At 39.3% G+C, this 26280-nt stretch carries 18 protein-coding genes; all 18 read right to left on the bottom strand.

What is annotated here, in order from left to right; all coding sequences use genetic code 11:
- Positions 1-98 precede the first annotated feature (98 nt).
- Positions 99-635 carry an RNA polymerase sigma-70 factor gene (locus F1644_RS19080; RefSeq protein WP_087421786.1) on the bottom strand — a complete coding sequence of 179 codons (537 nt, stop codon included), beginning with the start codon at positions 633-635 and terminating at the stop codon, positions 99-101.
- A 162-nt stretch (positions 636-797) separates the two neighbouring features.
- A complete protein-coding gene (locus tag F1644_RS19075; RefSeq protein WP_158571887.1) occupies positions 798-2120 on the bottom strand; it encodes a TlpA family protein disulfide reductase in 1323 nt (440 codons plus the stop codon).
- A 14-nt stretch (positions 2121-2134) separates the two neighbouring features.
- Entirely contained in the window at positions 2135-4423 is a 2289-nt protein-coding gene (locus F1644_RS19070; RefSeq protein ID WP_118304906.1) for a Gldg family protein, read from the bottom strand.
- 21 nt (positions 4424-4444) lie between these two features.
- Positions 4445-5368, bottom strand: coding sequence for an ABC transporter ATP-binding protein (locus tag F1644_RS19065; RefSeq protein WP_087421783.1), 924 nt, complete (start codon positions 5366-5368; stop codon positions 4445-4447).
- 171 nt (positions 5369-5539) lie between these two features.
- The gene (locus F1644_RS19060; RefSeq protein ID WP_087421782.1) at positions 5540-6244 is read right to left on the bottom strand and encodes a fibrobacter succinogenes major paralogous domain-containing protein; all 705 of its coding nucleotides are present in this window, start codon (positions 6242-6244) and stop codon (positions 5540-5542) included.
- 7 nt (positions 6245-6251) lie between these two features.
- Positions 6252-7187, bottom strand: coding sequence for a hypothetical protein (locus F1644_RS19055; protein WP_118304905.1), 936 nt, complete (start codon positions 7185-7187; stop codon positions 6252-6254).
- Positions 7188-7192: 5 nt separating this feature from the next.
- Positions 7193-8734 carry a RagB/SusD family nutrient uptake outer membrane protein gene (locus F1644_RS19050; protein ID WP_087421780.1) on the bottom strand — a complete coding sequence of 514 codons (1542 nt, stop codon included), beginning with the start codon at positions 8732-8734 and terminating at the stop codon, positions 7193-7195.
- A gap of 10 nt (positions 8735-8744) precedes the next feature.
- The gene (locus tag F1644_RS19045) at positions 8745-12266 is read right to left on the bottom strand and encodes a SusC/RagA family TonB-linked outer membrane protein (protein ID WP_229782454.1); all 3522 of its coding nucleotides are present in this window, start codon (positions 12264-12266) and stop codon (positions 8745-8747) included.
- A gap of 135 nt (positions 12267-12401) precedes the next feature.
- On the bottom strand, positions 12402-13583 hold the full coding sequence (locus F1644_RS19040) for a FecR family protein (RefSeq protein WP_087421778.1): 1182 nt from the start codon (positions 13581-13583) through the stop codon (positions 12402-12404).
- Positions 13584-13640: 57 nt separating this feature from the next.
- Positions 13641-14237: an RNA polymerase sigma-70 factor gene (locus F1644_RS19035; RefSeq protein ID WP_087421777.1), complete on the bottom strand. Its 597-nt coding sequence runs from the start codon at positions 14235-14237 to the stop codon at positions 13641-13643.
- Positions 14238-14405: 168 nt separating this feature from the next.
- Positions 14406-15569, bottom strand: coding sequence for a TlpA disulfide reductase family protein (locus tag F1644_RS19030; RefSeq protein ID WP_087421776.1), 1164 nt, complete (start codon positions 15567-15569; stop codon positions 14406-14408).
- 12 nt (positions 15570-15581) lie between these two features.
- The gene (locus F1644_RS19025) at positions 15582-17207 is read right to left on the bottom strand and encodes a PKD-like family lipoprotein (protein ID WP_087421775.1); all 1626 of its coding nucleotides are present in this window, start codon (positions 17205-17207) and stop codon (positions 15582-15584) included.
- A 19-nt stretch (positions 17208-17226) separates the two neighbouring features.
- Entirely contained in the window at positions 17227-18024 is a 798-nt protein-coding gene (locus F1644_RS19020; RefSeq protein ID WP_087421774.1) for a DUF4843 domain-containing protein, read from the bottom strand.
- 11 nt (positions 18025-18035) lie between these two features.
- Complete coding sequence (locus tag F1644_RS19015) at positions 18036-19430, bottom strand: RagB/SusD family nutrient uptake outer membrane protein (protein ID WP_087421773.1); 1395 nt, start codon at positions 19428-19430, stop codon at positions 18036-18038.
- A gap of 11 nt (positions 19431-19441) precedes the next feature.
- Complete coding sequence (locus tag F1644_RS19010) at positions 19442-22882, bottom strand: SusC/RagA family TonB-linked outer membrane protein (RefSeq protein WP_087421772.1); 3441 nt, start codon at positions 22880-22882, stop codon at positions 19442-19444.
- Between the two features lie 100 nt (positions 22883-22982).
- Positions 22983-24143: a FecR family protein gene (locus F1644_RS19005; protein WP_087421771.1), complete on the bottom strand. Its 1161-nt coding sequence runs from the start codon at positions 24141-24143 to the stop codon at positions 22983-22985.
- Positions 24144-24235: 92 nt separating this feature from the next.
- Entirely contained in the window at positions 24236-24769 is a 534-nt protein-coding gene (locus F1644_RS19000; protein WP_168044427.1) for an RNA polymerase sigma-70 factor, read from the bottom strand.
- Positions 24770-24917: 148 nt separating this feature from the next.
- Positions 24918-26261, bottom strand: a complete 1344-nt coding sequence (locus F1644_RS18995; RefSeq protein ID WP_087421769.1) for a TlpA family protein disulfide reductase — start codon at positions 26259-26261, stop codon at positions 24918-24920.
- Between the last annotated feature and the right edge of the window lie 19 nt (positions 26262-26280).

The raw sequence follows: 26280 nt of genomic DNA, 5'->3' as shown, positions 1-26280 counted from the left end.
AAAATGGGCGACAAGAGAAATAAAGTTTTTTGAAAAAAATTCAGCATACTGGTTACAGACACCCGTCTATAACAAATAAATAACTGAACACATGAATATTACATTCCTTTTAGACACAAAAGAAGCATGATCAGATCCTCCTGCAATTCATCCCGTAAGAATTTCAAGGCGCGGGTAATATGCGTTTTTACAGTGTTCACGGTAATGTCTAATTCTTCCGCCACCTCCTTGTACTTCTTCCCTTCCACCACACATTTTACCAATACCTCTCGCTGTTTTTCCGGTAATTGCGCCAATTTTTCCTCCAAACGCACCAATCGTTTCTCATAATCGTCCAATTCCTCATTTGCAGCCTCCAGTAATTCAGTCACGGCTTGCTCGTTACCGGTCACCACACGCAAATGCCTTAAATAATTCAATGCACAATTCTGGGCCAACGTGAACAAATAAGATTTCACCGGATAAACCGGATTTAGACGTTTCCGGTTACTCCACAACGTCAGGAAAGCATCATGAACAATATCCTTTGCCACCTCTTCATCCCGCACGTAATTAAACACGAAACCCATCAGTTTCGTGAAATGCAATTCGAACAAATCCTCAAAAGTCTTATTGTCTAAAAGTTCATTCGCCATATAGTATTCGTAATTAATACGCCCGGGACTTCGTTTTGACAAAATTAATTAATTTATTAAACTAAAAAAATAACATACCAAGATAATGATTTACAAAAAAAGAGGAATTGCTGCTCGGATGCCGCAATTCCTCGATAAATACTTTAAAATTTCATTCTACAATCAAATCCCTTCTAATTGATTCAAACGTTTTTTTGTTTCCGAATCTGAAGGAGCCGTCATGTCAGCTGTAATAATATTCAATTCCTGATCCAACAATATAAACCGAGGGATCAGTTTTATCTGAAAAACTTCCATGAACTTTTTCAAATCCTGAGGTACAAACAAATGTCCGTCAAGTTCCTCCTCTTGAATCGCTTTTATCCAAGCTTGTTTGTTTCGATCTGTCGAGACGCTCAAAAAATGAATATTTTTCCGGACAAAATCTTTCTCCAACATTTTCAAAAAAGGTAACTCTTTACGACACGGAGGACAAGTTGATCCCCATACATCAATATAAATATATTTCCCCTTGAAATTCGTTAATTTTACCGCCTGCCCTTCCACGTCCAGAAATTCTATTTCCGGAACTTTCCTTCCCTTAGCTATTTTATCCCAACGAGCATATAAATCAGCAAATACATTCCGATAACGTTCGGACTTTACCCAACGTTCATAAATAGGGAAAATCTCCGAGAAATGATCGATTCCTTTCTCTCCCACGTAGGCCATGATCAATTGATAAACAAAAAATTCACCGACTTTATCATTTTTCAGATGCTCATCAATCCATTCCAACTGAGCTTTAGTCATCAATAATAAATCAGATGGGTCTATATTCTGAGTACTCAATGTTTTCACCAACAAGGCCATGGCATCTCGATATTCCTGCAAATTCAGAAGAGTAGAATCCTCCCGAATAACACCAAATAAATAAGCAAGATATTCTTTTGAAGGTTTATAATTGTCAACCTGATAACGGTGCATCATCAAATAATAACACAATGCCAATTCATGGAGAGCATAGAGGCGTTGCTGTTCTATTCGCACAAAACGAGCATCCAAATGTAACGAATCCAAAAAACGATAACGTTCTTCCAAATAACGATTTTCCCACTGTATAAAAGCCTGCTCATCCAACTGATCAGCACGTTTCGGAACCCGAACCCGAGAATCATTCAAATAACGATTTTCTTCAGCTAAACTGCCATCAAAATGCAAAGATTCCATGGGCTCTTTCATGTCAAAAGAAAGTTTTAACACTCCACCTTCATAGATATACACCGGTATTTGTGTGTAACCACATTTCACGACACCATATCCACTTCCATATTGGTCCAGCAAAATCACACATTTACCCGTTGAATCCAAGGTTAGTTCATACCTAATCGTGTCAAATTCCAAGTACACATTTCCTTCCTCCGGATAATTCAAAAGTGTTATTCCGAATTCCGTGGTCGTCGATTTACAGCCCACCAGGGCCATAAACCAACAAATACACATCATAATGTTATATTTCATCATCTTCCTCTCCTATGGAACCATAAACACAAGTAAACGACCATTAACAAGAGCGAAAATCCCCAGAAGGCATAACGTGTTATCTTCATCCCGTCTACCCCTACGTAAAGATCATTATCCGGAGTCGCCGGACGACGCACGTCTATCGGAAACTCTCCATCTGTCAGCCAGTTAAATATTCCGAGTATAAACATCCCGTTACCGGCATTCACTCTATCCCGATTTGCCTTCATTTCGGCATTACTCATACAATCCGCATCCCCCAAAATCACGATCTTTTGCTGTTTTCCCGCAATCTCCCGGGATAAAGCTAAAGCCAACGGATAAGCTTGTTCAACCTCCCCTACATTCACGTTTAACTTAGCCTCCTCATCTATAAAATTCGTTGTTTCCACCTCGTTCCAACATCCCCGTGTTTCACTCATTAAAAGAGGTGTTATCGTAAATCCCGGCTTTTGTTCATATTTCAATCCCACACATCCCGGCATCGTGATGACTCGTCCCCCCAATGCATCAAACATATAAGACAAATTCCCAAGATCCTCTTGCGGTTTGGCAAAAACCAAATCCATCATAAAGTCTTTATTCTGCTGCACGATCTGCCCTGTCATAAATTGAACACCCAAAGATGCAATGATAGGATTCATCACGGAGGCTCGCCCAACGTCTCCCGCTATAATCAAATTACCACCTCGAGCAATATATTTTTCCAAAGATTCCATTTCCTCCGGAGAAAGCGCTGTCTGCATATCCGCAATAACAAGAATATTTACTTGTTCTGGAATTTCATCATCCAAATTAACATTTTTAATAGCAAATCCTTGATTTATCAATGCCCGTCGATAAACCCGTTCTTGAACAAAATAACGATAATCTCGATCTCCTGCTTTTTCACTATTCCGAACCCCGTGACTAGTTAAAAATCCCACAACAGGAAGCTCATCATCAACCAATTGACGAATAGCTGCAGAGACTTCTGCCTCACTCGGATAAATCCACATATCACGGAACATCCGAAGAAAAACTTTTCGTCCATTCTCCCGTTCCAATACACGCACGACATGGTTATCTTCCGATGACAAGTCAATGATTTGCTTTAGCTCTTCCGGTCTCAAGTACATATTTGTATCAAGCCCTTGTGCTACACTTAGTTTAACCATAATTTCCCGATCTGTAAGTCCCGGATTCAGAGAATAAAGTCTTTCATTTTGACTTTTATCATAGAAATACACGTATTGCATCTTTATTTCCGGTTTAAAACGAGTATATTGTTCGAATTGTCTCTGATCATACAACCTATTTCCCGGTTCGCCCGTCCAATTAAATTCATCCAGACAATTCACGTAAGTCGTCATTGTTAACCCACCCGCAGCCATATTCAGAATTTTCTGACTATTCTCTGTCAACGTTTGTTGTTTGGTCCGAGTCGCATCATAAAAACATTTTAATGAAGGACGGGCACTGAAATAGCCGATAACCACAGCAACTATCACAACTGCAGTATATTTACCCAAAGAAATCTTCCAAGGTGTCTTTTGACGAATGGCTTTCAAACGCAAAATAGAAAGAGTTAGAAAAAGAACGATCACGATCAGAAAATAAAGTAAATCTTCACTACAAATCATACCCCGCACGAACTCGTTACAACGACCGTTAATCGACAACCAATAAGTAATTTCCCGTACAAAGTCAATATTTTGCCCTATTCCCTTGATCACGTTCAGCAAAGCAAATATAGCCAACGTCCCCATAGCAGCCACCACCTGATAAGAGGTAATACTTGACATGAATAAACCAATTGCAGCATAAGCGCAAATCAACAGATAAACTCCCAGTAAGCCAGTCAAAACCATGGAAACATCCAGTTGTTTTACAACAAAAGCGGAATAAATCACGTACACGCAAATGATCCCTATCAACACCAAACCATACACCAGCATAGACAAGTATTTTCCCAAAATAATCTGCGAATTACGAACCGGAGAAGAATACAACAATTTTATCGACCCACTGCTAAGCTCTCCACTCATTAATCCCATCGTCAATAACGGAATATACAGATATAAATACTCTTGCAATGTTTTGAAAAAACCATGCATACCCGCATAAATATCAAGAGTAAGATTACCAACACCATATCCCATAGCTTTCCGTACCACATTTGCATCCACTACTCCCGTAAAAGCAAAAGAACATTGAATTGTAAACACGATTAGAATCAACCAAGCTACCGGAGAATAAAAGAGAGATTGTAACTCCGCTAAAGCTATTCTATATATAATTTTCATAAATCCCTGATTTTAATATGACTATTTCTTTTTTGATAACTCGGCAAAGATGGCATCCAACGATTTTTTTTCAACCCCAACTTCTACTAACTGCCATTTTTTCTCCACACTCGTCTCCACCAAGCGTTCCACCACGCCATTCACATCTTTAAAACTCAACCGAAAACGATGATCTCCCATTTCTTCCCCATCAACAATCCCTTCCAATTGTAACAATTCATTCAAAGGTGGAGCCTGTTTCAAAGTTACCAGCAAACTATTCGGAACAATATAATTATTAAATTCGTCTACCGTTCCGGAAAAAACCAAATGTCCTTCTTCAATCATTCGGATATGATCACAAATAGCTTGCACTTCTGTCAGCATATGTGTAGATAAAATCACAGTTCGTTCTTCCGCAATCTCTTTGATCAAATGTCGGATCTCGACAATCTGGTTTGGGTCCAACCCGTTAGTTGGTTCATCCAACACAACAAGAACCGGCTTATGAATAATAGCTTGTGCAATACCTACCCGTTGCTGGTATCCTCCTGATAAATTCCGGATCAAACGCTTTCTGAAATGGGTTATCTTACATTTTTCCATAGCTTCCTCCACGGCCTCTTTTACTGCTGCAGAAGGAATCCAACGTAAATAAGCACAATATGTCAAATACTCCTCCACGGTCAAATCAATCCGTAAAGGTGGATGTTGGGGTAAAAATCCGATAAAACGTTTTGCCTCCACGGGGTTATCCTTCGTGTTCATTCCATTTATATAAACATCCCCATCCGTCTGTCTCAACACCCCGCACATAATATTCATCAGTGTCGATTTACCCGCACCGTTAGAGCCCAATAATCCTTGAATTCCATTTTTCTGAACATCAAAACTAATTCCTTGAATCGCCCATTGCACACTATAACGATGGGACAAATTCACCACTTTTACAATAGCTTCTTCCATACAATTTAATTAAAATCTTTCATACAATTTTTACATACAATCTTTTAAACACATGAAACTCCCCAGGTATCCCAATAGTCATTAAGATACCTTTCATGATCAACAACCTCAAAAACTAAAGACACAATTAAGTAAACGAGAGAACTGGGGATTCCCAGTTCTCCAAGCACACTACTCTATCGACGTTGCATCACGTACACATCGAATACTTAACAAGTTATTTTTTGTCATACTATTCCGTACAACTTTGGAAGAATTATAAATAATCTGTCGATAATAAATCGTATTACCTCCCACCTTGGACTCGTCAATCGTTGCAGTCCAGTAGAAACCATACACACTCACGAAAGAGTACACCTCCATAACCCGATTATCCGGTATCAGATAGCCGGATAATTGCAGATTAATTCCGGTTCCTTCTATTCCCTGTTGCAACAATTCCCCTTGAACACTTCCCCGTTTTCCCGATTGTTCCAAATCACTAATACTCATTCCTAAAGCCTTTTCCAACTTTAGCCAATCATCATCCGTGGGTAATCTCCATCCTTCCGGAATTGCGGCTAGAGCCGCCTCGTAATCATACAATCCTCCAAAATTTTTATAATACTCGGCATTTCTTTTATCATTATAATACCCTTCCGGTAGTGGGGTCAAATCAGGAGCAAAAACACCTTTGTCCGGAATAAACTTCAGGTTCTCTGTCATCCACTCCAAACCGGCATAACGAACCCAATGATATTCGTTTCCATCTCGCACATCTGTATAACTTCCGGTTGCCTCTGGTTGCATACTAATTTTATTATCCGAATCATCACATGCAACACATCCAAAGAATATTACAAGTAATAATAACACATATTGTTTCATAGGTTTCATCTGTTTATTAATTAAAAATCACACCTAAATCCTCAATAATCTTTTTCAATATCTGATATTTTTTGATCACAATAGGATAGTTTGCATTTTCATTCATAAAATCTTCTTCCGGTCTGTCAAACAGCGCATTCGTGTAATCCTCCAAATCATAATTTTTAGCTTTGAAATTTACGATATAAGTATAACCGTTAAATCCATAGCCATAAGTACTTAAAAGGCCCAAATCTTTTTCCGTCGGATATTGTGCCATAAACTCTTTTACCGGCTCCTCTCCCATAATATAAGTGCTATAATATTGCGCACAGAAAGAATAAAATTCATCAAACATACTTTGGTCCAATGTTGCCACTTTATTGGCAACCATACTTTTCAACAAAGAAGATTTATAAGCCCTCTGTTCTTCATCCGTCATTTCACTGACTCCTTCGACCGCAATAGCCGTACACCGCCAACCGGCATACACATCCGGATTCTGTAACACGTAATCTTCATAATTATAAACATATTGATCAATCCTATCTACCAATAACACAGAATAAGGACGTAAACCACCCCCTAATGACGGCAAAACCAGTTCTTTAATAAACTCAACAGCTTCTTTTTTCTCCACATCTGATTTTATATATTGATATTCAAATATATTCATATTACTAGTAGACGTATTCAAACCATAATTTATATCTACCAAATGAAAAGAATATACCGCGTTACCTTCCGGATCATTTCCCAAATATTCTCTCTTCAACGTGTCATTAAAAAGAAGATAAACCTTTTCCTGGGCATAAAATTCCTTTTGCAGAGCCGCATCAGCTTCCGAGACCCCGTAAGGTTCCAGAAAATAATCGGTATCCGATTCATTTGGAGTCAAACTATCTTCTGTACAACTGAAACACACTGTAATGATCAAAATCAACCCTATTAGATGACATAATAATCGTTTCATAGCATTTAATAATTAATAGTTTCTACAACCGGACGGACACCTCGTTCATTATTCTTCATTCCCGTATTATATTCCAATACTTCTTTAGGAATTGGTAACGTGTAAGCAGCATCATTTTCTTCCAATTGATATACCACTGTTTGAACAGGAACATTTGTCCAAGACACGTATTCGAATGTCGTGTAACTTTTTCGTATCGTTTTCGTGTAGGGTTGCTTTTCACATACCATATATCTTCTCAGGTCAAACCACCGATGTCCTTCCAGACACAATTCACGTTCTCGTTCTTCTCGTATCAACTTGATTAAATCTGCTCCACTCTCTTCTGAATTAGCATATTGCTCCACGGACAAACGTTTCACTCTCAAATCATTTAATGCCTTACGAGCATCATCTTCTTTCCCTTGATAGGCCGTAGCTTCTGCTAGATTCAGATAAGCTTCTGCTGTACGGAACAAGAAATTAGCAGATAATGATGTACGGGAAAAATCAGCAATAGCACCCCCCTTCACATATTCCACGTATCCTCCGGACTCATTATATTTTACAAAATAACTCTTTCGTAAATCATTATCTTTATACAAAGCATAAAGTTCATCTGAAATCCCCAAATCTTTTGGTAAACCGGAAATCGTATACCTTATTCCCCCCATTCCCATCGTAAATATTACTTCCGGTAAAGTAGTGTCCAAAAAGAATGGGATCCCTTCCATCATATTCAAATCGCGTAAATCATCTTGTTTAGATAAGACTTTTTTCGCATAAGATTCAGCCATTTCCCAATTTTGCATATACAAATGAACCCGGCTCAACAATAAGTAAGTTGCTGTTATATCAGCCCGGTAAATTGATTTATGGACCGTTTTTTCCAAACATTTTTCAGCTTCTCCTAAATCTGCCAACACTTGTGCATATACCTCTTCCACGGTATTTCGGCCATACACTTTATCTTCTATATATTCCGTATTCTTAATTGGCACACCCAAATCATTTTTCGCTCCGGTCTTCGTGTAAGGTTTACCATATAAGTTTACCAAGATAAAATAATAAGCACCACGTAAAAAGTAAGCCTCCCCCTTGATCCTCATCACTTCCAGCTCATCTTCCTCCTTGGGTGTACTTTGTTCATCAATAGAGGCAAGTATCATATTGGCAATGTTGATATGTTTATAGATTCTATTCCAATCCGAGGATTCTTTCCGAATAGAAGTTCCTAACGCATCAATCCCCACTTGTTGCTGCCATGTATAATAACCGAAATAACGTTCTCTCGCATCCCATAAAGCTCCGCTACTAGAACTTCTGATATTTTCTTGTACCTCATCCGTCATCAAATGAATATAAGGATAATACCAACCATCCGTTCCGTAAGTATACCCCATATGTTCCGGGGCATTAGTAGGCATATACACGCTCCCCAATAATAATTCATCCAAATCTTCATATCCCCTCACGTAAGCAGTATCTTGAGAATACTCTTCCAAAAAACCGGAACAAGAGGCGAACATGAAACTCAACATACTAATAATGATATATATTCTTTTCATAATTCAAACTTTAAAATGAAACACTTACACCTACCGTATAAGTCGGTCTATCCGTCAACTGAATCTCGGCGAAACCACTCTGTTGCGGGGCCTGTCCTTTTAACTTATTGGAACAAATTGTAAAGAGATTAGTCGCCGAAAGATTTAAAGCTAACCGGGACAATTTAATTCTTTCTAATTTTTCCATCGGGAACTCATACGTTAGACTCATTGTCGAACACTTTAAGTAATTACCACTTACTACCCGGATATCGCTATAATTATACATATCCAGCGAATTATTGGCTATCGTCGGGAGCTTTTCCCCCGAAGAAGAGTAATGCGTCAAATAACAATTGGGAGCAGGAATAACCGTATTTTTTTCATCCCCTGTTTTCCGCCATCTCTTAACAAACTCTCTTCTCACATTATTTTCCGGAAGGAACGTATTAGAGTCAAATAATTTAAACAATCGTACTTTTGAACCCAAGCTATAAGCCAAGTTCATATTCAATCGCCAATTTTTATATCTTAACGTATTATTAATACTTCCGGACATCGTCGGCTCCCGGTTCCCCGTCGCTTTCAGGACACGAGTATACACATCATATTTTGTCAATCCTTCCAACTCTTCCTGACGTTCTTGCATATCGTCAAATATCGGGTAACCATTCGTTGGATTCAATCCCACGAATTTATAAGAATAAAACGTTCCTACTGGTTTTCCCTTTACCAGAGCTGTTCCATTCAAAAAATTGTTTAATTCAAACTGCTCTGCCCCGGGTAATGTTTCCATCTTGTTAAAAACATTCGAAAATGAAGTTGCCAAAATCCAGTTGAAATCACGTGTTTCCACGGGAATAATCGTTGCCGCAATACTATATCCCGAATTCTTGACATCTCCTGAATTCACCACATATTCCTCCAAACCATTTACTGTTGATATTTGCTTTGTCAAGAAAGCATCCTTTGTACGTTTATAGTACACGGAAGTCTCCATCTGTAATCTTCTCTTAAACAAAGAGAAAGTCAATCCTCCATTAAAAGAACTCGTTTTTTCCCATTTCAAATTCGGATTCGGGTACACGGAAAGTTCCGAAACCAATTCATTATAAAGTGGATCTGTCGGTAATTGTTTGATAATCATAGTTGGCGATTGGCCCTCCAACATATTTCCCTGATATCCAAAAGATGCTTTTAACATAATATAGTCAATCCAGTTTCTTTGCAACCACTCATGCTCGGAAATCGTGTAATTTCCGGATATGGACCAAATGGGTAATAACTTATCATTACTCTGGTCTCCAAATTTATTTGAGCCATCAAAACGTACGTTACCATTCAAAGTAAAAAAACTTTGATAACTATAAGAAACCGTAGCATAAGCAGAAAGTAAATTTGTCAGATTATCCGAGATCGTCGGATAGGCATTAGCCTCTAGCCAAGCCTTAAAAGCCGGGTAATCATTTAAAGTCGTTATAGAGAATTGTTTTCCTCTATCTTTATAATATCCCCTCATCGTACTACTATTTCCCTTATACTTTGTAGAACTCACTTCATACCCCACACTAGCATTAACATTATGCTTATCCTGCCCAAAATACTTGTCCAGATTCAACTGAACCCGTAGCATATAATTTCTATTCCGAGTACTATTCGTGGTCAGCTCCCCACCGAAAGGTAATGCGGACTCCGAGTCGTCTCCTTTTGCCGGGGCATCTCCATACTCGGATTGGCGTAACAAGGCCACATGATGACTTTTCTCTCCCCACCATCCCTCAATATCGGTATTTGAAGTTGAATAAGAACCCACGACACTCGCATTCAGATAATTCGTGAATTTCACGTTTAAAGTCATATTAAAAGATATTGAAGACCCTTCCTGATCATACGAACTATTTTCAAGTTCATTCAAAATATTATAACGAAAAGAATTTGCCGTTCCACCCGAATTCTGATAATAGTAATAATCTCCGTTCTCATCAAAAGCCGGAATAGTGCGACTGGTATTATAAGCATAATCCAAAGGAGCAATTTCATCTTGTGAATATTCTCTGGAAGTCACGTTACCATTAATCCCCAACGAAGTTGAAATACGAGGAGACAAATCCGCATTTAGATTCAAAGCAACAGTATAACGTTCGTTATTATTTCCTTTAATCACGTCATTGTCTTTCGCATATCCTACTGACGAGTAATAACGTACGGTCTCCGTTCCCCCTGAGATACTTACCGTATGCTGATGCGAAAACGCATCCTCTGTCAACAAATCAAACCAATCCGTATTCAAACATTCCAAATATTGTACTTGTTTCGTAAACTCATCATAAGTTAAAGCTCCTCGATAAAGTTGATTTATAAGCCCTTCATAACCGACCATATTCATTCCACCTGGGAAAGTGTATCCGGAATCTACTAAATCTTTAGAAAACTCCATCCGTTCTTTCGAGTTCATCAAATCAATCTGGCGATCCGTGTAACGAGGGCGACGTTTGTAAGACACGTTCATATTATAACTGATGATCGGTTTACCGATATGTCCTTTTTTCGTGGTAATCACAATAACCCCGTTAGCAGCTTTTGCTCCATACAGAGCCGTGGCTGCCGCATCTTTCAATATATCCAGACGTTCAATATCCTGAGGATTTAACCCGGCAATAGCATTACCGATCCGATTCACGTAATCAGGATTATTTAACTCCTCCGGACTAATATTCACTGGATCTTGCAACACGATTCCATCCACCACCCACAAAGGTTCCCGGTTACCAATCAATGTTGACGTTCCCCGGATTCTAATTTTAGGCACAACACCCACTTCCCCTGAATTACTCATAAACATCATATCTGGAATTTGCCCTTCCAGCATTTGATCTATGGATAATACTCCCGGACGCATGATCTTATCTGCATTAACAGATGTAATAGCGCCTGTCGATCTTTTGCGATTAATCGTCTGATAACCGGTAACCACCACTTCTTGCATCTCCTCTACATCATACTCCATGCGGATTCTATACGAATCCTTGTCCGGTAGCAATTTCACGTATTGAGTCTTCATTCCCACAAAAGTCACGACTAAAGAATCCACACTTCCGGTCACTTCCAATACAAACTCCCCCTTCGTGTTGGAGGCCGTACCAACACTTGTCCCTTTCAACAATACGGTCACCCCAGGAAGTGGTTCATTCGATTTATCCGTAATAACTCCTCGAATCGTCCGACTTGTTTTTCCTGCTGTCACAGTTTCAACCTTCCGAATAATGATAGACTTCATTTCAAACTTACACGTGAAAGGTTTTCCTTCAAATAACTTCTTCAACGCAACCTCAACCGTCACATCCTTCACGTCCAAAGAAACCATTCCGATCTCATTCAACTGCATAGCACTATACACGAAATCCAATCCCGTCTGCTTATTAATTTCCTTAAAAACCTCTTGAATCTTTACTTGCTCCAAATGAATGGTAACCCTCTGATCCTGTGCCATTACATCCCACGAAATCAACAACATAATCTGCAATAAAAATACCTGTAAGGTTTTACACTTCACATTTTTTAGGTATAAAATACCCCTTAAGTAAACCCATCTTCGTTTTTTTTCCATAAATTTGTCATTTACTATTTAACACTGGATGTAAACTTACATCCTATCATATACCGAGAGTTGCCCCACAACTTTCGGTTTTTATTTCACGGTAACAGTATCTCCTTGAATGCGGAACTCCACGGCGGCAGTCTCTTCCATCAGATGAAGTACATCTGAAATATCTGCAAAACGAGTAATAATTCCTGTAAATGTATGTTTTTTAATACGTTCATTAGCATAGAACACCTTCACATCATACCAGCGACTCAAGCGTTCCATGATCTCCTCAATCGGCTCATCTTCAAAAACAAACTTACCATCCTTCCAAGCAACTACTCCATAAGAGTCCACATTCTCGACCTGTATGGATTGAGTGGCCTTCGTGAATAATGCCATCTGGTTAGGCGAAAGCCTCATTTCTTCTCCCGTGGCACTTACCCGAATCCCGACTTTACCATTTACCAGCGTAGTTTTTACCGTTCCTTTCCGATAGGTATCTACATTAAATTCCGTCCCATATACTTTAACTTCCATACCTTCATCCGTGGCAACAATAAAAGGATGTACCGAATCCCGTGCTACCTCAAAATAAGCCTCTCCGGTCAAATACACCTTCCGTTCTTCTCCGGCAAAAGTTACTGGGAAACGAAGTCGCGTGAGTGAATTCAGCCAAACCTTTGTTCCATCAGCCAATTTCAATTGATAAAATCCTCCCACCGGAATTTGCATCGTGTTATACACGATCTCTTCACCAATTTCTTCCCCCTGAATCTTTGCTCCCACGTAATTCAATCCTGCCAAGGAATCATTTCGAATTCCGGATTCTTTCATTCCCTCTATAAACTCACTCCTTTGCGCTAAACACACCCTTTCGCCCGTGGACAAGATTAATTCGGCCTTCACCCCCGGAACAATTCTTTCCGTTTGAGCAATCCCTTGATCAGCTTTCATCTGGCTCCACTCGTTGAGTGCAAATCCCACAAACACCCCCACCAACAAAACAACAGATGCTGCCACAGGCCAATAATGTATTATTCTCCGTTTTCGAACTTTACCAACATATGACTGATGAATAGATTTCAAGAAACGTTCTTTCTCCTGTTGCTTACGAGTAGTAGATAATGTCGGACCACTTGTCATGTTCCATATTTTCTTCCATTGGCGAAAATATTCCCGATGCTTCTCACTCTCTTCCATCCAGCTTTTCAACTCACGGATCTTCCCCTCTGACGCTTTCCCGTCAAGTACATTCCATATTAATTGATCAATCTCATTCGTCATAGTTTCTCTGTTTATACTCCTATGACAACTTGAAAAGAAAAAACCCCTACGCTATACTCAAAAATTTACAAAGAAAATCAAGCTTAACAACCATTCCAACTCTTTCCGTAAACGAGACAACGCTTTAGTCATCTGAACCTCAACTGTTTTCACGGATATTCCCAAGCGTTCAGCAATCTCTTTATTCGACAACTCTTCCATCTTACTCAACATGAAAACTTCCCGGCAACGTTCCGGTAACTTATCAATCGCCTCCCGAAGAGCATTATTTATATCCTCTCCCAACAACGCTAACTCCGCTTCCGGTGTCTGTACGATCTCAGAAAAATAAAAATCCAACAACTCCCGATCTGCATAATTACTAACCACCTTTTGATGCTTGATCTCGTTCAAACAACTATTATAGACTGATTTATAAAGATAAGATTTTATAGACAAATGAATATTCAAACTTGCATGATCCTCGTACAACTTACAAAACGTCTCCTGCACCAAATCATGAGCCAGCTCCGTCTCCCGAACAATACGCCCCGCATAATTCAATAACCCTTCGTAATATCTGTCAAAAAGATACTCGAAGGCCTTCTCTTCCCCTTTTCGCAGGGCTTCCAACAATACGTCATGGTTATCAAAAGGATGCATATTCATTTCCATAGATTTCACAAATCTAAGAAAAAACAGAATATGCAGAGATTATTTTCTCACAAGAATTCATTATTCCCAATCAAAAATACATTTATCACACTAAAAACCAAAGATATGGCATAAAAAACATTGTCCCAATAAATTGAGACAATGTCATTTCAAATATTTAAAAAGAAATTATTCCCCAAATAATTCTATCAATTTCATATTTAACCATCCTCCCCTGGCAGCAACATCAATCACCTTTCCTTGAGGATCAATTAGAAATCCACTGGGAACAGCATTTACACCAAACGCTTGCATACATTCCTTCCCATATTTTACCCCTTTTGCCCCACAAACTTGAGTCCATTCCATCCCTTCCCTAGATACAGCACTTTTCCATTTATCCATTTCATCGTCAATAGATACACTCACAATATCAAATCCCTTTTCATGGAAACGTTTATAAGTCTCCTTTAAATGAGGAATGTCATGCCGACAGGGACCACACCAAGAAGCCCAAAGCTCCACTAGAGTATAGCGCCCCTTATGAACACATTCTGATAGTTTTTTCTCATTCGAGTTAATATCCATCACTAAAAAGTCTGGCATCATATCATGCACATACAACGGCTTGCCTATTAATTTTTTTTCTAATTGTTCGCCCATCTCGCCTGTCCGAACCTGTGAGGGGAAAAGTTCCAAAACCCGTTGAGCCTCTTCCCGTCCATATCGTTCCACCGCCAATTTATTCACGACGTAAGTTGCCACAGGAGAATCACCATGCTTACGAATAAAATCAACGCCACAATGATAAATACTATCACGCAACATATCCATTTCCTTCACACACTTGATAACATCTTGTTCAGATCCCTTACCTCGATAATATACTTGTCGGTATTGATCGAATACTCCATCAAACTTCAAATTCAATGGCTCGATCTGTTGAATGTACCCCTGATATAAATCATGCACACCAGAACCCTCGATACATAAAGAGACCGGTACTTTTTTTGCCAATTTTGAAGGCATTTCTGCAAAAGGGATGGATACCAATATTTCTGAATTCTCAACATACACGGGAATACATAAAATATTAGCCCAACCATACACGCGCCGTGTCGGATCCTTATAAAAGATGATTTTCCTTAACTCCGGTAAATTCACTTTTCCCCGAAATTCAAACCGCCCATCATGTAATTGAACACTATCATAATATTGATGTTGATCAACGTCCATCAAATAAATCCATTCGTTCTCAGGCGCCCCCGCTAATTCCCCTTTAATCACATAACCATCATTCGATTGACAACCAACTAACAGCTGTAAAACAATTATAATAAAACTCCACTTCATTTCTTTTGTCTATTATAAAAATACAACATCAGTAATTTTTCCAAATTCGTGATACACTTGTTTTGCAGGATAGTGTTCACTATCCGTCCCAACAGAACCTGTCGATGCCAGATTCAGTACCACAAAATCACACGATCCATCTTCCATTTCAAAAACAACCCCCAAACTTCGAGCCAAATCAAACTCGTAATTCTCATATCCTGTTTGCTCATTACGAGTACGAGCAAATTTCATCCGTGTAACCTTGCCTCCTTCATGCGTGTAAATAGGAGTTGCTTTCCCTCCTTGCTGTACAAAATCCAATCGATATACAGTATTCCCCGCTGAATAAAAAATAATACCGCTATAAGCAGCTGAAGAAGCAAAGCAACTATTTTCATCCAATCCTTGTGGTATGGGCAACCGATAATAATTACTCAAACTTGGATTCTTCCCGTATGACATTCCCATTGCATTAAACTCGTATACGATACAACTATCCTGCTCTCTAGTTGCTACCGCATAAGCATAAGAATAGGAGGCATTACTCTGGTTATAATTGTAACCGGATCCAACATACAACACCTTATGTTTCGGGTTCAGTTTGTTAGGATCTGCCGCAGTAGAATTATCTGTACTTTGGGGTATCGCTCCTAATTCCACCTTGTTCTCTTTTACCGGATCAAAAAGAATCGGATCAGGACCACCACTATTATTCATATGCCACAAACAACCAAAGCGATGTCCTTTCCGGTCGTACACCAAGGAAACATCCGCAACCTTTGCGGCAAGCGATATATAATAATCTCCACCAAAATTATCTTTATTCCGTGCTGGTTCATACATTTTCATTGCGGCAGGAGTCTGGTAATACTTTCCATTTGCCAACATCAATCCTCCCCGAGATCCCTCTCCATCTATCAATTCCACTTTATCCGGAGCAAAATCAACCGCATCTGCAGAATATACCATTCTTGACAGACTATCCATTTTTTCAAATTGCCTCCATTGACAATATACACCGGCCTCATCAGGAATATCCGTTATCACGGAAAACATCTGAACCTTCGAGGAACCATAATAACTACTCTGTAAAGAAACTCTTCCCAAACACAGTGGTTTCCCTTGTAAATGCTTGCCGGTTGCTTGATAATAGGCATCTTTGGTATCAACAATATTCTCCCCGATATATTCCACGGATCCCAATTCCGTTTGTCCATCTTTACTATGCAACAAAACCCAAGCCCCATCAAACGGTTTGACCAATTTCATCATTGTATTTACCGGATACTCTATCCCTGTTAACTTATCATACACGTTCAAACGAAAATAATGTTCATACTTTAAGGCCTTATCTTCCGGATCAACATGAAACTTCAGTTCCTCTGTCATACAAACCGTATCACAATCCTTTATCGTGTAAAAATTAGAATTGGTCGTTGAATGTAACCACATGAATTCTAGATTATCCTTATTTTCCTGCAAAGATTGTGATAATCTAGGCTGAATCGTGATCACCGTGTCTCCTGCAACCCGCACGGAATACATCTCATCCAACCCGACATCCAAAATATTAATCTGTTTATAATCATAATTACCCTTATCATCATAGCAGGCCGTTAAAAGTAAAACTGCCAATATGTATATAATCTGTTTCATACTTTTCTTGTTTAAAATATTACTTAGCTTGGCTAGGGAACTCTATCCACTCTCCCGTATTCTCATCTATAAACGTAGGTTTAGAGGGATCTTCTTCACAAGCTTGTTTATAGGTTTCCAAATCCGTAAACAACATATTATAATACATTGCTAACATATAACCATTGCGAAACCATCCACTGAAAGAAGTCCCACCATATTGTTCCCCGTATTGCGTGATCACGTATCTGGCCTTTGCTTCACTATATGTCCCGAAATAGTCTTTATACATTTCCCAAGTTCGGTCATCTACCCCCCAAGATTCTTTACTCACAACATCTTGTATCACTAATTCGATTACTTGACGCTCCTCCAATCCCTCTTCGAAATCGGAATTCTCGTAATCAAATGTCAATTCGACAAGACATTCTGTTCCCCGAACTGCAGGACGTTCAATAACAATTCGAAATACCGCAGAGGTCGTATCTGCATCAACATAATAGGCATCCGGGAAAAGTACATTCACAACATTCTCTTCCGATGATTTTGTTGTTAGTGCCACTTTACGCGGAACATTCGCAATATCTCCCATAATTTTCACCCCAACTTGAACCGTGTCATATCGCAAATACTCTCCTTGCTTGTTTATTCCGAAATTAAAACTATATTTCAATTCGACATCATCAGACCAATAAGGTTCTTTAAAAGTCCCCGGATTCGCCCAATTCATATCTCCAACGAAATTTATCCTAGCGCCTTGGTCATATTGCACCATTTCGTATTTGTCACAACGAACCAAAAGTATAACGACTATCACTAGATATAATATCTTTTTCATACACGTATCAATTAATTTGTATAACCAAACAAAATCTCATTCTCCGGCCAAGAGAACATATAGTTACTTTCAATCAGATTCTGTAACGGACAATTCACAAAAGTCGGCCGTCCTAAACGTTTGTAATAAAAGAACACTTGACCTTCACCATAAAATTCTTTCCGATACTCTTTTTCAATCTCAGATTGTACGGTTTGAGACGTACAACTCACCGGGTCTATTCCCCGAACCTCTCTTACACTATTTAAAAAGTTAGAAGCCTCCTCCGGAGTTTCCGCACATTCGGCTAAAATATAGTACATCTCAGACAAACGAATTAATACTACCGTATTCTGTAACGACGGCCATACATTCTCTTGCTTATATTTCAACATTCTCTTCCCAGAAGGCGTGTTCTCAAAACTAACCCCCTCACGAACTCGAAAATCATTTAGTCCATCATTCGCAACATCAAAAATTTCATTAAAAACGCTATTATCAACAATATAAGAAGTAGTTGTCATCATATTTTCAACCTGTTGATCAAATTTGTCAATATACACGGAGAAAATGATCTCTTTCGAACGCAACACATCATTTGCATTGCTCAACAATTCAAACAAATCGCTATCAATTACCTCATTAGCATATTTAGCTGCCAGTTCTTGATTTCCGGCATACAAGTACACTCGCGCCAACATAGCTTTTACAGCATACAAATTCATTCGTTTATGACGATACACGAGGAAACGATCGCCTTCCATATTACTCTCTTCCGATGTCGTGATTGGGAAATCAAACCTCAAGGGATCTGTATTTGTCAATAAAACTTCCGCTTTTTTCAAATCGGCAATAATACTATCCACTACAACATTTGAAGATTGCATTGATTGAGCGTCTTTAGTAAACTCTGTACGGTAAGCAATTCGTTTCGCTCCCGGATTTTCCTTATAAATAGGCCCATACATTCGTAACAAATCAAAATGCAAAAAAGCTCGTAAGCCTAAAGCCTCTCCTTTTATGATCTCGTAGTAATCCGGTGTCGTAAACACAGATTTATTTTTATCGCAATAATACAACAGATTATTCAGGTTAGCGATAATATTATACATATTTGACCAGATACTCTCACAATAAGACTCTACCAAAGAAGAGGGATCCGGGGCAAAAGTATAATAATCTTTCTGATTTGTTCCCTGATTATAACGTCCTCCCAACACATCCAGAAAACCATAACTCAAATTCCTTGCGTACAACCCCGTAGAGGCCATTTTTATATAGGCTCCGGTTAAGGCTTCTTTAAAACCTAATTCTCGACTAAACACTTCTTCTTCCTTCACGGTGGTCTTTGGCTCCACGTTCAACCAATCCGAGCAAGAAGTAAAGAACAGCATACTGAAACAAATGCCTACAATATATTTTTTCATAGTCTACAAATTTAAAAGACAACATTCAACGACATGGATATCTGACGAGAGAAGGGGTAGTCTATACCACGTTCCATCTTTATCGTGGAAAAACGACAAATATCCTCCATATATAATCCAAGTGTAGCAGAAGTAATCCCCACACGTTTCATCCAATCAAATTTTTTACCATCCAAGCGATACGATAAATTCACCGTAGAAAAATAGAATTCATTATCATCCATCACGAAACGAGAGCTTTCTTTCGTATCCGCTTTAGAAACATTTCCATCTATCGCCTTAAAAAACACGTGATCTCCCGGTTTTTGCCAACGATCATACAACGCCCGTCTATCCGTGTTCAACCGAAGATTAGCATTCTCCACTTTGTTAATCAACGTCTTATTAAAGGTCTGTCCTCCCCAATGATATTGCCCGGCAAGAGTTAAACTAAAACCTCTATAAGTGAAGGTTGTTGAGACAGAACCTTGAAATTTCGGTTCAGAATCTCCAAAAGGAATCTGATCCGCTGCATTATAGTCATTCGTTAATTTACCATCACGTGTCATATAGACTTCCCGTCCTGTTGCCGGATCAATACCCATTGAACGTACCACCCAGATGGTTGTTTGCGAATAACCATTTTCGTAACGAGGTAATGGATATTTCTCCCGTTTCCCCTCTAAATCTCCGGGCCTTTCATATGCCATGGCTTGTTCCATCTGTTTCTCATTCATCACTTTCAAGGCATTAGAAATCTCCTCTATCCGTGATTTATTATGCGAGCCAGTAAAAATAACTTGCCAATAAGCCTGTTTCGCCGCATTACTGTATGGCATCAAACGTAGTGTCACCTCATACCCTTTATTAGAAATCTCACCTAAATTCTCTTTCATCGTAGCAAAACCAACAGATGGTGCCATTGTATAATCCAACAACGTGTTTTTCGTGTATTTCTCGTAATACTCAAACCTAGCACTAAATATATTATGAAACATTGTGAAGTCCAACGATGCATTATAATTCCGTGTTTGTTGCCATTTCAAATCAGGATTTCCCAATCCATATATTTCTGTCCCGACAACATCCGAACTTTTATAAGTCTTCATCAAATTGGAATAAGTATACATCTGCAAAGATTGATAGGGAGTAAAACCTTGAGATCCCGTAATCCCATAAGTCCCACGCAAGACCAGCTCATCAAAAATACCCAAATTCGATATAAATTTTTCTTTTTCAGCATTCCAACGTACTCCTACAGACCAGAACGGCGCATAACGATTGTTCTCGCCGAACTCAGAAGAAGCGTTTATACTCATACTATAGTCAAAAGCATAACGTTGTTTGTAAGAATAATTCAATGTCATCATAAAAGCTAAAGCACGGGAAACACTCTCACTACCACCTGTTGTCTGATATTCCGTTCCCATGTACACTTCACTCAATTTATCATTCGGGAAACCTTTCATGGAAATAGAAGTCAAATTATTCGCACTCTCATTAATACTATAACGAGCAAAAGCAGACAGCAAATGATCCGATCCGAATGCTTTATTATAAGCGGCAGACAAACTCAATCGATAACTAGACCCCTCAGACTTGGACCAATAATAAGAACCCTTTTCTGCCGGATCTGCCACGGAATAAAAATCATTATGCTGGGCTGATTTAAAAGTTTCCACTGTGGCATCAGTACGAGATAATGTAAAATCCAAGCTTAACCGCAAATTATCAAATGGTAAATATTCAACCTTCAAAGCCTCTCGTAGATTAAAACTACGACTATCATTTTTTGAATCAAATTGAGCATTCCATAATGGATTCAACGTTGGAGTCTTATAATCTGCGATATATGAATCCCCCACTTTATGATCATCCAATACTTGCTTGACATTCCCATTCTCATCTGTTTTACGATAATAAGGATTTATTTGTGCATAATCTTGAAAACTTCCATAAGGAGAAGTCCGGGCTCCATCAGAATAATCTACAGACAATGAATTATTTATTAATATCTTACTAGCCCGGTAATTCAAATCAATTTTTCCAGTCTTTGTGTTCAAATCAGACTCTTTCATTACACCCGGAGCCCAACGGGCTCCTAAATAAATTTTATAACGTAATGTTTTATCTCCACCTTCTGCCGTCAGACCATGACGATGAGAAAATGCCGTACGAACAGGTTCAGCCAACCAATATGTATTCACCCCACTCAAAACCTCTTGTTTTATACGGTTATAATAATTACGCAAATTCACATCATTTTTATTGTCATAATAACCGGCCAACTCCTCTATTCGTAATTTTTCCTCTGCATTCATCAGATCATACACACTCAAGTCTGGCCATTCCAACTCGTAATTCCCGTTATAAGTAAAACGTAACTTCCCTGACACGGGAGCTTTTGTTTCAACCACAACCACGCCATTAGCCGCCTCCGAACCATAAATCACCGTGGCTGCAGCATCTTTTAACAAAGTGATTGACTCTACTTGTTCCGGATCTAAGTCCATAATCGTTGTTGCATCTACCCCAATCACACCATCCAACACAAATAACGGCTGATTGGGACGTGTATTTACATCACCACGCAAAACAACCACATCTGAACTTTCATAATTTCCAATACTTGCCTGCCCGCGCATCTGGAAGTCCGGTATCGCATTGGGATTAGAACCGGCCAAATTACTGGAATTCATCTTAAAACCCGGATCAAGCATTTGTAATGCTTTCAACACATTACCTGAAGTCATTCGCTTTATTTCCTCTCCTGACACTCTTGTTGCAGAACCTGTAAATCCTTCTTTTTTCCGAGTAAAAATACCAGTTACCACCACTTCCTCCATGGACTCCACAGTCTCCTTCATTACCACATCAATCTTCTGCTGCCCCGTGTATTTCACCTCTTGAGTCTCCATCCCGATAAAAGAAAACACCAGCACGACATTCTCAACCTTAGTAAAACTCAACTTATAATTTCCATCCACATCCGTTGCGGCCCCCAAACTAAGTCCCTTCAACATAATCGTCACTCCGGGCAAAGGATTTCCCCCAGCATCTTTCACGGAACCAGTCACCGTTACAACTTCTCCTTTTGTAGCAACCTGTTTTTCCTTACGTTTGATTAATATCGCTCCACTCTCAAAACGATACTCGAAAGGTGTATTGGCAAATAATCGTGATAACACGGCATCTACGGTCACATCCTTCATACTCAATGTAATTTCTGACATTGAAGCCAACTGATCTGGATCATACACGAAATTCAATTTCGTTTGCTCTTTAATTTGTCTAAAAACCACAGAAACATCCACCTGTTTCACGTCAATTGAAACCTTTTGCTGTTGAGCTACACCAAACAAAGGACAACCCAAAAACATAATCAGCAGGAACAATTGTAGTCCCCGAAAAAGTTCTGATCTTTTTCGTTCGAAAAAACCAGAAAAAACAAACCTAATCTTGTTTTTTTTCATAAATTTGTGAATTAACTATTAGAATTTACGGATGCGCAAACATCCTATATCAAACCGTAAGCGTGTTGACGCACCTTACGGTTTTTATTAAACATCATAATTATTGACCTCCTTGTACTGTAACTACGTTACCTTTTATCTCGAAATGTAATGTCGCCGGTCCCTCGATTAAATGAAGAACCTGTTCTATATCCTTATAGCGACTAATCGCCCCAGTAAATCGTTTTTGTTTCAAAGATTCATTCGAATAGAAAACTTTTACATCATACCATCTACTCAATCGTTCCATGATCTCTTCTATCGTCTCCCGTTCAAAAACAAACTCTCCATCCTTCCAGGCTACATACTTATAAGGATCAACATTTTCAACTTGAATTTCTCCTGTTTTTTCCCGGTACACAGCCATCTGCTCAGGAGCCAACACCACTTCTTTACCGAGAACACCACCTCGGACTCCGACTTTTCCTTTTACAAGCACGGTCTGTACAACACCTTTCTCGTACGTGTTCATATTAAATTCTGTTCCGTACACCTTTACTTCCATTCCGTCCGGAGTCTCTACAATAAATGGATGCACCGAATCGTGAGTCACCTCAAAATAAGCCTCTCCTGTCAAATAAACTTTTCGCTGTTCCCCCGTAAAAGTCACCGGAAAACGAAGTTCCGTCATCGAATTCAACCACACTTTACTCCCGTCAGACAAAGCCAACTGATAAAATCCTCCCACCGGGATTCGCATGGTGTTATACATGATCTCTTTCCCCTCCACTTTCGCCGTCGCATAATCCAACCCGGTCACGGAATCATTTCGAATCCCCATCTCGTTCAAACCCTCTATTGCTACATTCTTTCGATCCAAAACAACCCGTTCTCCAGTACTCAAAATCAACTCAGCTTTAGCACCCGGCACGTTTCTTTCCGTTTTTGCCAGCACTCGAGCATCATCCAAATCCCTCCATTCGGTCACCGTACGTCCCACAAATAAACCAACCAACAAAATTATAGAAGCCGCTACCGACCAACGCAATGTCATTCGACGACTCTTCCGTTCGTAAAAATCCCTCTCCAACCGAGCAAATTCTTTCTCTTTATCTCGGTCAAAATTCTTATTCATACGAACTTGATAAGCTGTAGCAAACTCCTGCAATAATTTTACATGCTCCGGATCTTCCATCCACGCATTCACCTCCGCATCGTCTAAATTCTCCCGGTCTGTCAGAATCAAATTAGCAAATTCTATATCTTCGTCATTGTATCTCATAAATCGTCATTTTGCATCTATCACACGCTCCCTCAAAAAAAGGGTGACACAAAAAGCAATTTTTTATATAGAATTTGAAAATAAAAAGATAATCACTTCTTTTTCAACACGAAAAGTAACACAGTTTCATCCTGCAATTCCCCTCTCAAAAATTTCAAGGCGCAAGTCATATGCTTTTTTATCGTGTTAATACTCACGTCCAACTCATCCGCCACCTCCTGATACTTCTTCTCTTCCACCACACATTTCAAAAAAACTTCCCGCTGCTTCTCCGGTAACAAAGCTAACTTTTCCTCCACCCGGGCAAACCGTTCATCGTATTCAGCCAATTCCTCTGAAGCCGATTCCAACAAAGCCGTCACCTCACGCTCGTTCACCTCCACGACCCGTAAATGCCTCAAATAGTTCAATGCATAATTCTGTGCTAATGTAAATAGGTAAGATTTAGCCGAATAAGACAAATCCAAATGTTTCCGATTCGTCCAAAAAGTCAAAAACGCATCATGCACAATATCTTTGGCCACCTCTTCATCCCTCACGTAGCCATACACGAATCCCACCAGATTCCCATAATGTAAATCAAATAACTCCTCGAAAGCCTTATTTTCCAACAGATCTCTTGCCATAACGCAATTTTATCCACGACATCCTCCCCACAAAAGTAACCTATTTGTTTTATTTTTCAAGAAATCTTCCAAATATTTCAACAAAAAGAGGAGTTATCCCAACACCGAGATAACTCCTCCAAAAACAATAATTAGAATGATAATTTCCTTATTTATTATACTTTTCCAACAACGGTGTAATCACATCTTTTTGAGAAGGACGAGGAGCGGAAGCCGCAATAATCGTGAAATCTTTATCGATCAACAAGAAACGAGGAATTCCCGTAATATCCCAACCTGTCCGCACCAATGGATCTTTTGAAAATAACTCCAATACTTTCCCATGATCCGAATCACCCTTCAATTTATTCAACCAAACTTCCGTGTTATCATCCAATGACACGCCAACAAACTGGACATTCGGGTACTTCTTACTTAATTCATTAAAGAAAGGCATTTCACCCAAACAAGGCATACACCAAGTCGCCCAAAAATCAACGAATAACACCTTTCCCTTATAATCACTCAATTTCCCCTCTTTCCCGTTCATATCCACGACAGCAAAATCAATAGCCGGACGTCCTTCCATCAATTTCGCCCGTTTCTCCAACCGTCCCATAAACGCCTGCTTGAAATCAGCATTTTTCAACTTCGAACCGAAAGCATGCAATTCATCGTAGAGAGGTTTAGTCATTTCCTCATCCATACGCTCCCCAGTCACGTAAGCATCATTCAATTCTTTCAATCGCTGAGACTTCGGGAAATCAAAAATAGAAGCATCCATATCATAGCAACTCAACAACACATCTCTCACCACGGCAACTTCCAAATACTGATCTTTAGCAGAAATCTCTTTTAACAACGGATTGATATATTCCCGGATAGATTTGTTAAAATCATTCGCAACCTTTCCTCCCTCTTCCCTTGTTTTACAATCCTTTAAAAGATCAGAATACCATAAATATGCCATATAACTATTCGCCACATCTGCCTTGATACGCATCATTTCCAACTCCACGAACTCCTTGCTTGCGTTCGGCAAAGCCTTCAATTCTTTCTCCCGTTGGGCAGCCCGCTCGTCAATATATTTTTTCGTCTCTTCGAAACTACCTTTCACGTTTCTCCCCGCCTCTAAAAATGATCCAGCCTTCGGAAACAAACGTCCTTTCATGTAATTATTCACGTCGGCACCTTTCCCTTTAAACCAGCTTTGTGGTTGTGATGTCCCTAAATATACCTCCATATCATCTCCCGGGGTTAAATACAACGTGTTCCGCCCCACCGAATAATATCCCGGCTTTTTCAAGTCAAAAGAAAAATCAAAACTACCATCTTTATTCACCATGATCTTCTGACTCCACTCTTTGGAAATTTCCCCTGCAGCTCCATCAAAATCCATCGAAACCACATTCGTACCAAACTCTTTCAAAGAACCGTGCAACCGCACGTTTTTCCCTACACTATAACCGACAACGCCGATCATAAACAATACGACTAACAATACATTTTTCATACAATACAAATTTTATAAA

Source organism: Butyricimonas paravirosa (genome assembly GCF_032878955.1).
In the GTDB taxonomy this organism is placed as follows: Bacteria; Bacteroidota; Bacteroidia; order Bacteroidales; family Marinifilaceae; genus Butyricimonas; species Butyricimonas paravirosa.
The sequence above is the reverse complement of the archived record's forward strand: the minus strand, read 5'-3'. Positions and strand labels throughout refer to the sequence as shown.

What these genes read in the sequence shown, in the direction of transcription:
- F1644_RS19020 (WP_087421774.1), bottom strand. Translation starts at nt 18,024, where the DNA reads ATGAAAAAGATATTATATCTAGTGATAGTCGTTATACTTTTGGTTCGT.
- F1644_RS19005 (WP_087421771.1), bottom strand. Translation starts at nt 24,143, where the DNA reads ATGAGATACAATGACGAAGATATAGAATTTGCTAATTTGATTCTGACA.
- F1644_RS18995 (WP_087421769.1), bottom strand. Translation starts at nt 26,261, where the DNA reads ATGAAAAATGTATTGTTAGTCGTATTGTTTATGATCGGCGTTGTCGGT.
- F1644_RS19065 (WP_087421783.1), bottom strand. Translation starts at nt 5,368, where the DNA reads ATGGAAGAAGCTATTGTAAAAGTGGTGAATTTGTCCCATCGTTATAGT.
- F1644_RS19010 (WP_087421772.1), bottom strand. Translation starts at nt 22,882, where the DNA reads ATGAAAAAAAACAAGATTAGGTTTGTTTTTTCTGGTTTTTTCGAACGA.
- F1644_RS19000 (WP_168044427.1), bottom strand. Translation starts at nt 24,769, where the DNA reads ATGGCAAGAGATCTGTTGGAAAATAAGGCTTTCGAGGAGTTATTTGAT.
- F1644_RS19040 (WP_087421778.1), bottom strand. Translation starts at nt 13,583, where the DNA reads ATGACGAATGAGATTGATCAATTAATATGGAATGTACTTGACGGGAAA.
- F1644_RS19050 (WP_087421780.1), bottom strand. Translation starts at nt 8,734, where the DNA reads ATGAAAAGAATATATATCATTATTAGTATGTTGAGTTTCATGTTCGCC.
- F1644_RS19030 (WP_087421776.1), bottom strand. Translation starts at nt 15,569, where the DNA reads ATGAAGTGGAGTTTTATTATAATTGTTTTACAGCTGTTAGTTGGTTGT.
- F1644_RS19025 (WP_087421775.1), bottom strand. Translation starts at nt 17,207, where the DNA reads ATGAAACAGATTATATACATATTGGCAGTTTTACTTTTAACGGCCTGC.
- F1644_RS19015 (WP_087421773.1), bottom strand. Translation starts at nt 19,430, where the DNA reads ATGAAAAAATATATTGTAGGCATTTGTTTCAGTATGCTGTTCTTTACT.
- F1644_RS19055 (WP_118304905.1), bottom strand. Translation starts at nt 7,187, where the DNA reads ATGAAACGATTATTATGTCATCTAATAGGGTTGATTTTGATCATTACA.
- F1644_RS19075 (WP_158571887.1), bottom strand. Translation starts at nt 2,120, where the DNA reads ATGATGTGTATTTGTTGGTTTATGGCCCTGGTGGGCTGTAAATCGACG.
- F1644_RS19070 (WP_118304906.1), bottom strand. Translation starts at nt 4,423, where the DNA reads ATGAAAATTATATATAGAATAGCTTTAGCGGAGTTACAATCTCTCTTT.
- F1644_RS19080 (WP_087421786.1), bottom strand. Translation starts at nt 635, where the DNA reads ATGGCGAATGAACTTTTAGACAATAAGACTTTTGAGGATTTGTTCGAA.
- F1644_RS19060 (WP_087421782.1), bottom strand. Translation starts at nt 6,244, where the DNA reads ATGAAACCTATGAAACAATATGTGTTATTATTACTTGTAATATTCTTT.
- F1644_RS19035 (WP_087421777.1), bottom strand. Translation starts at nt 14,237, where the DNA reads ATGGAAATGAATATGCATCCTTTTGATAACCATGACGTATTGTTGGAA.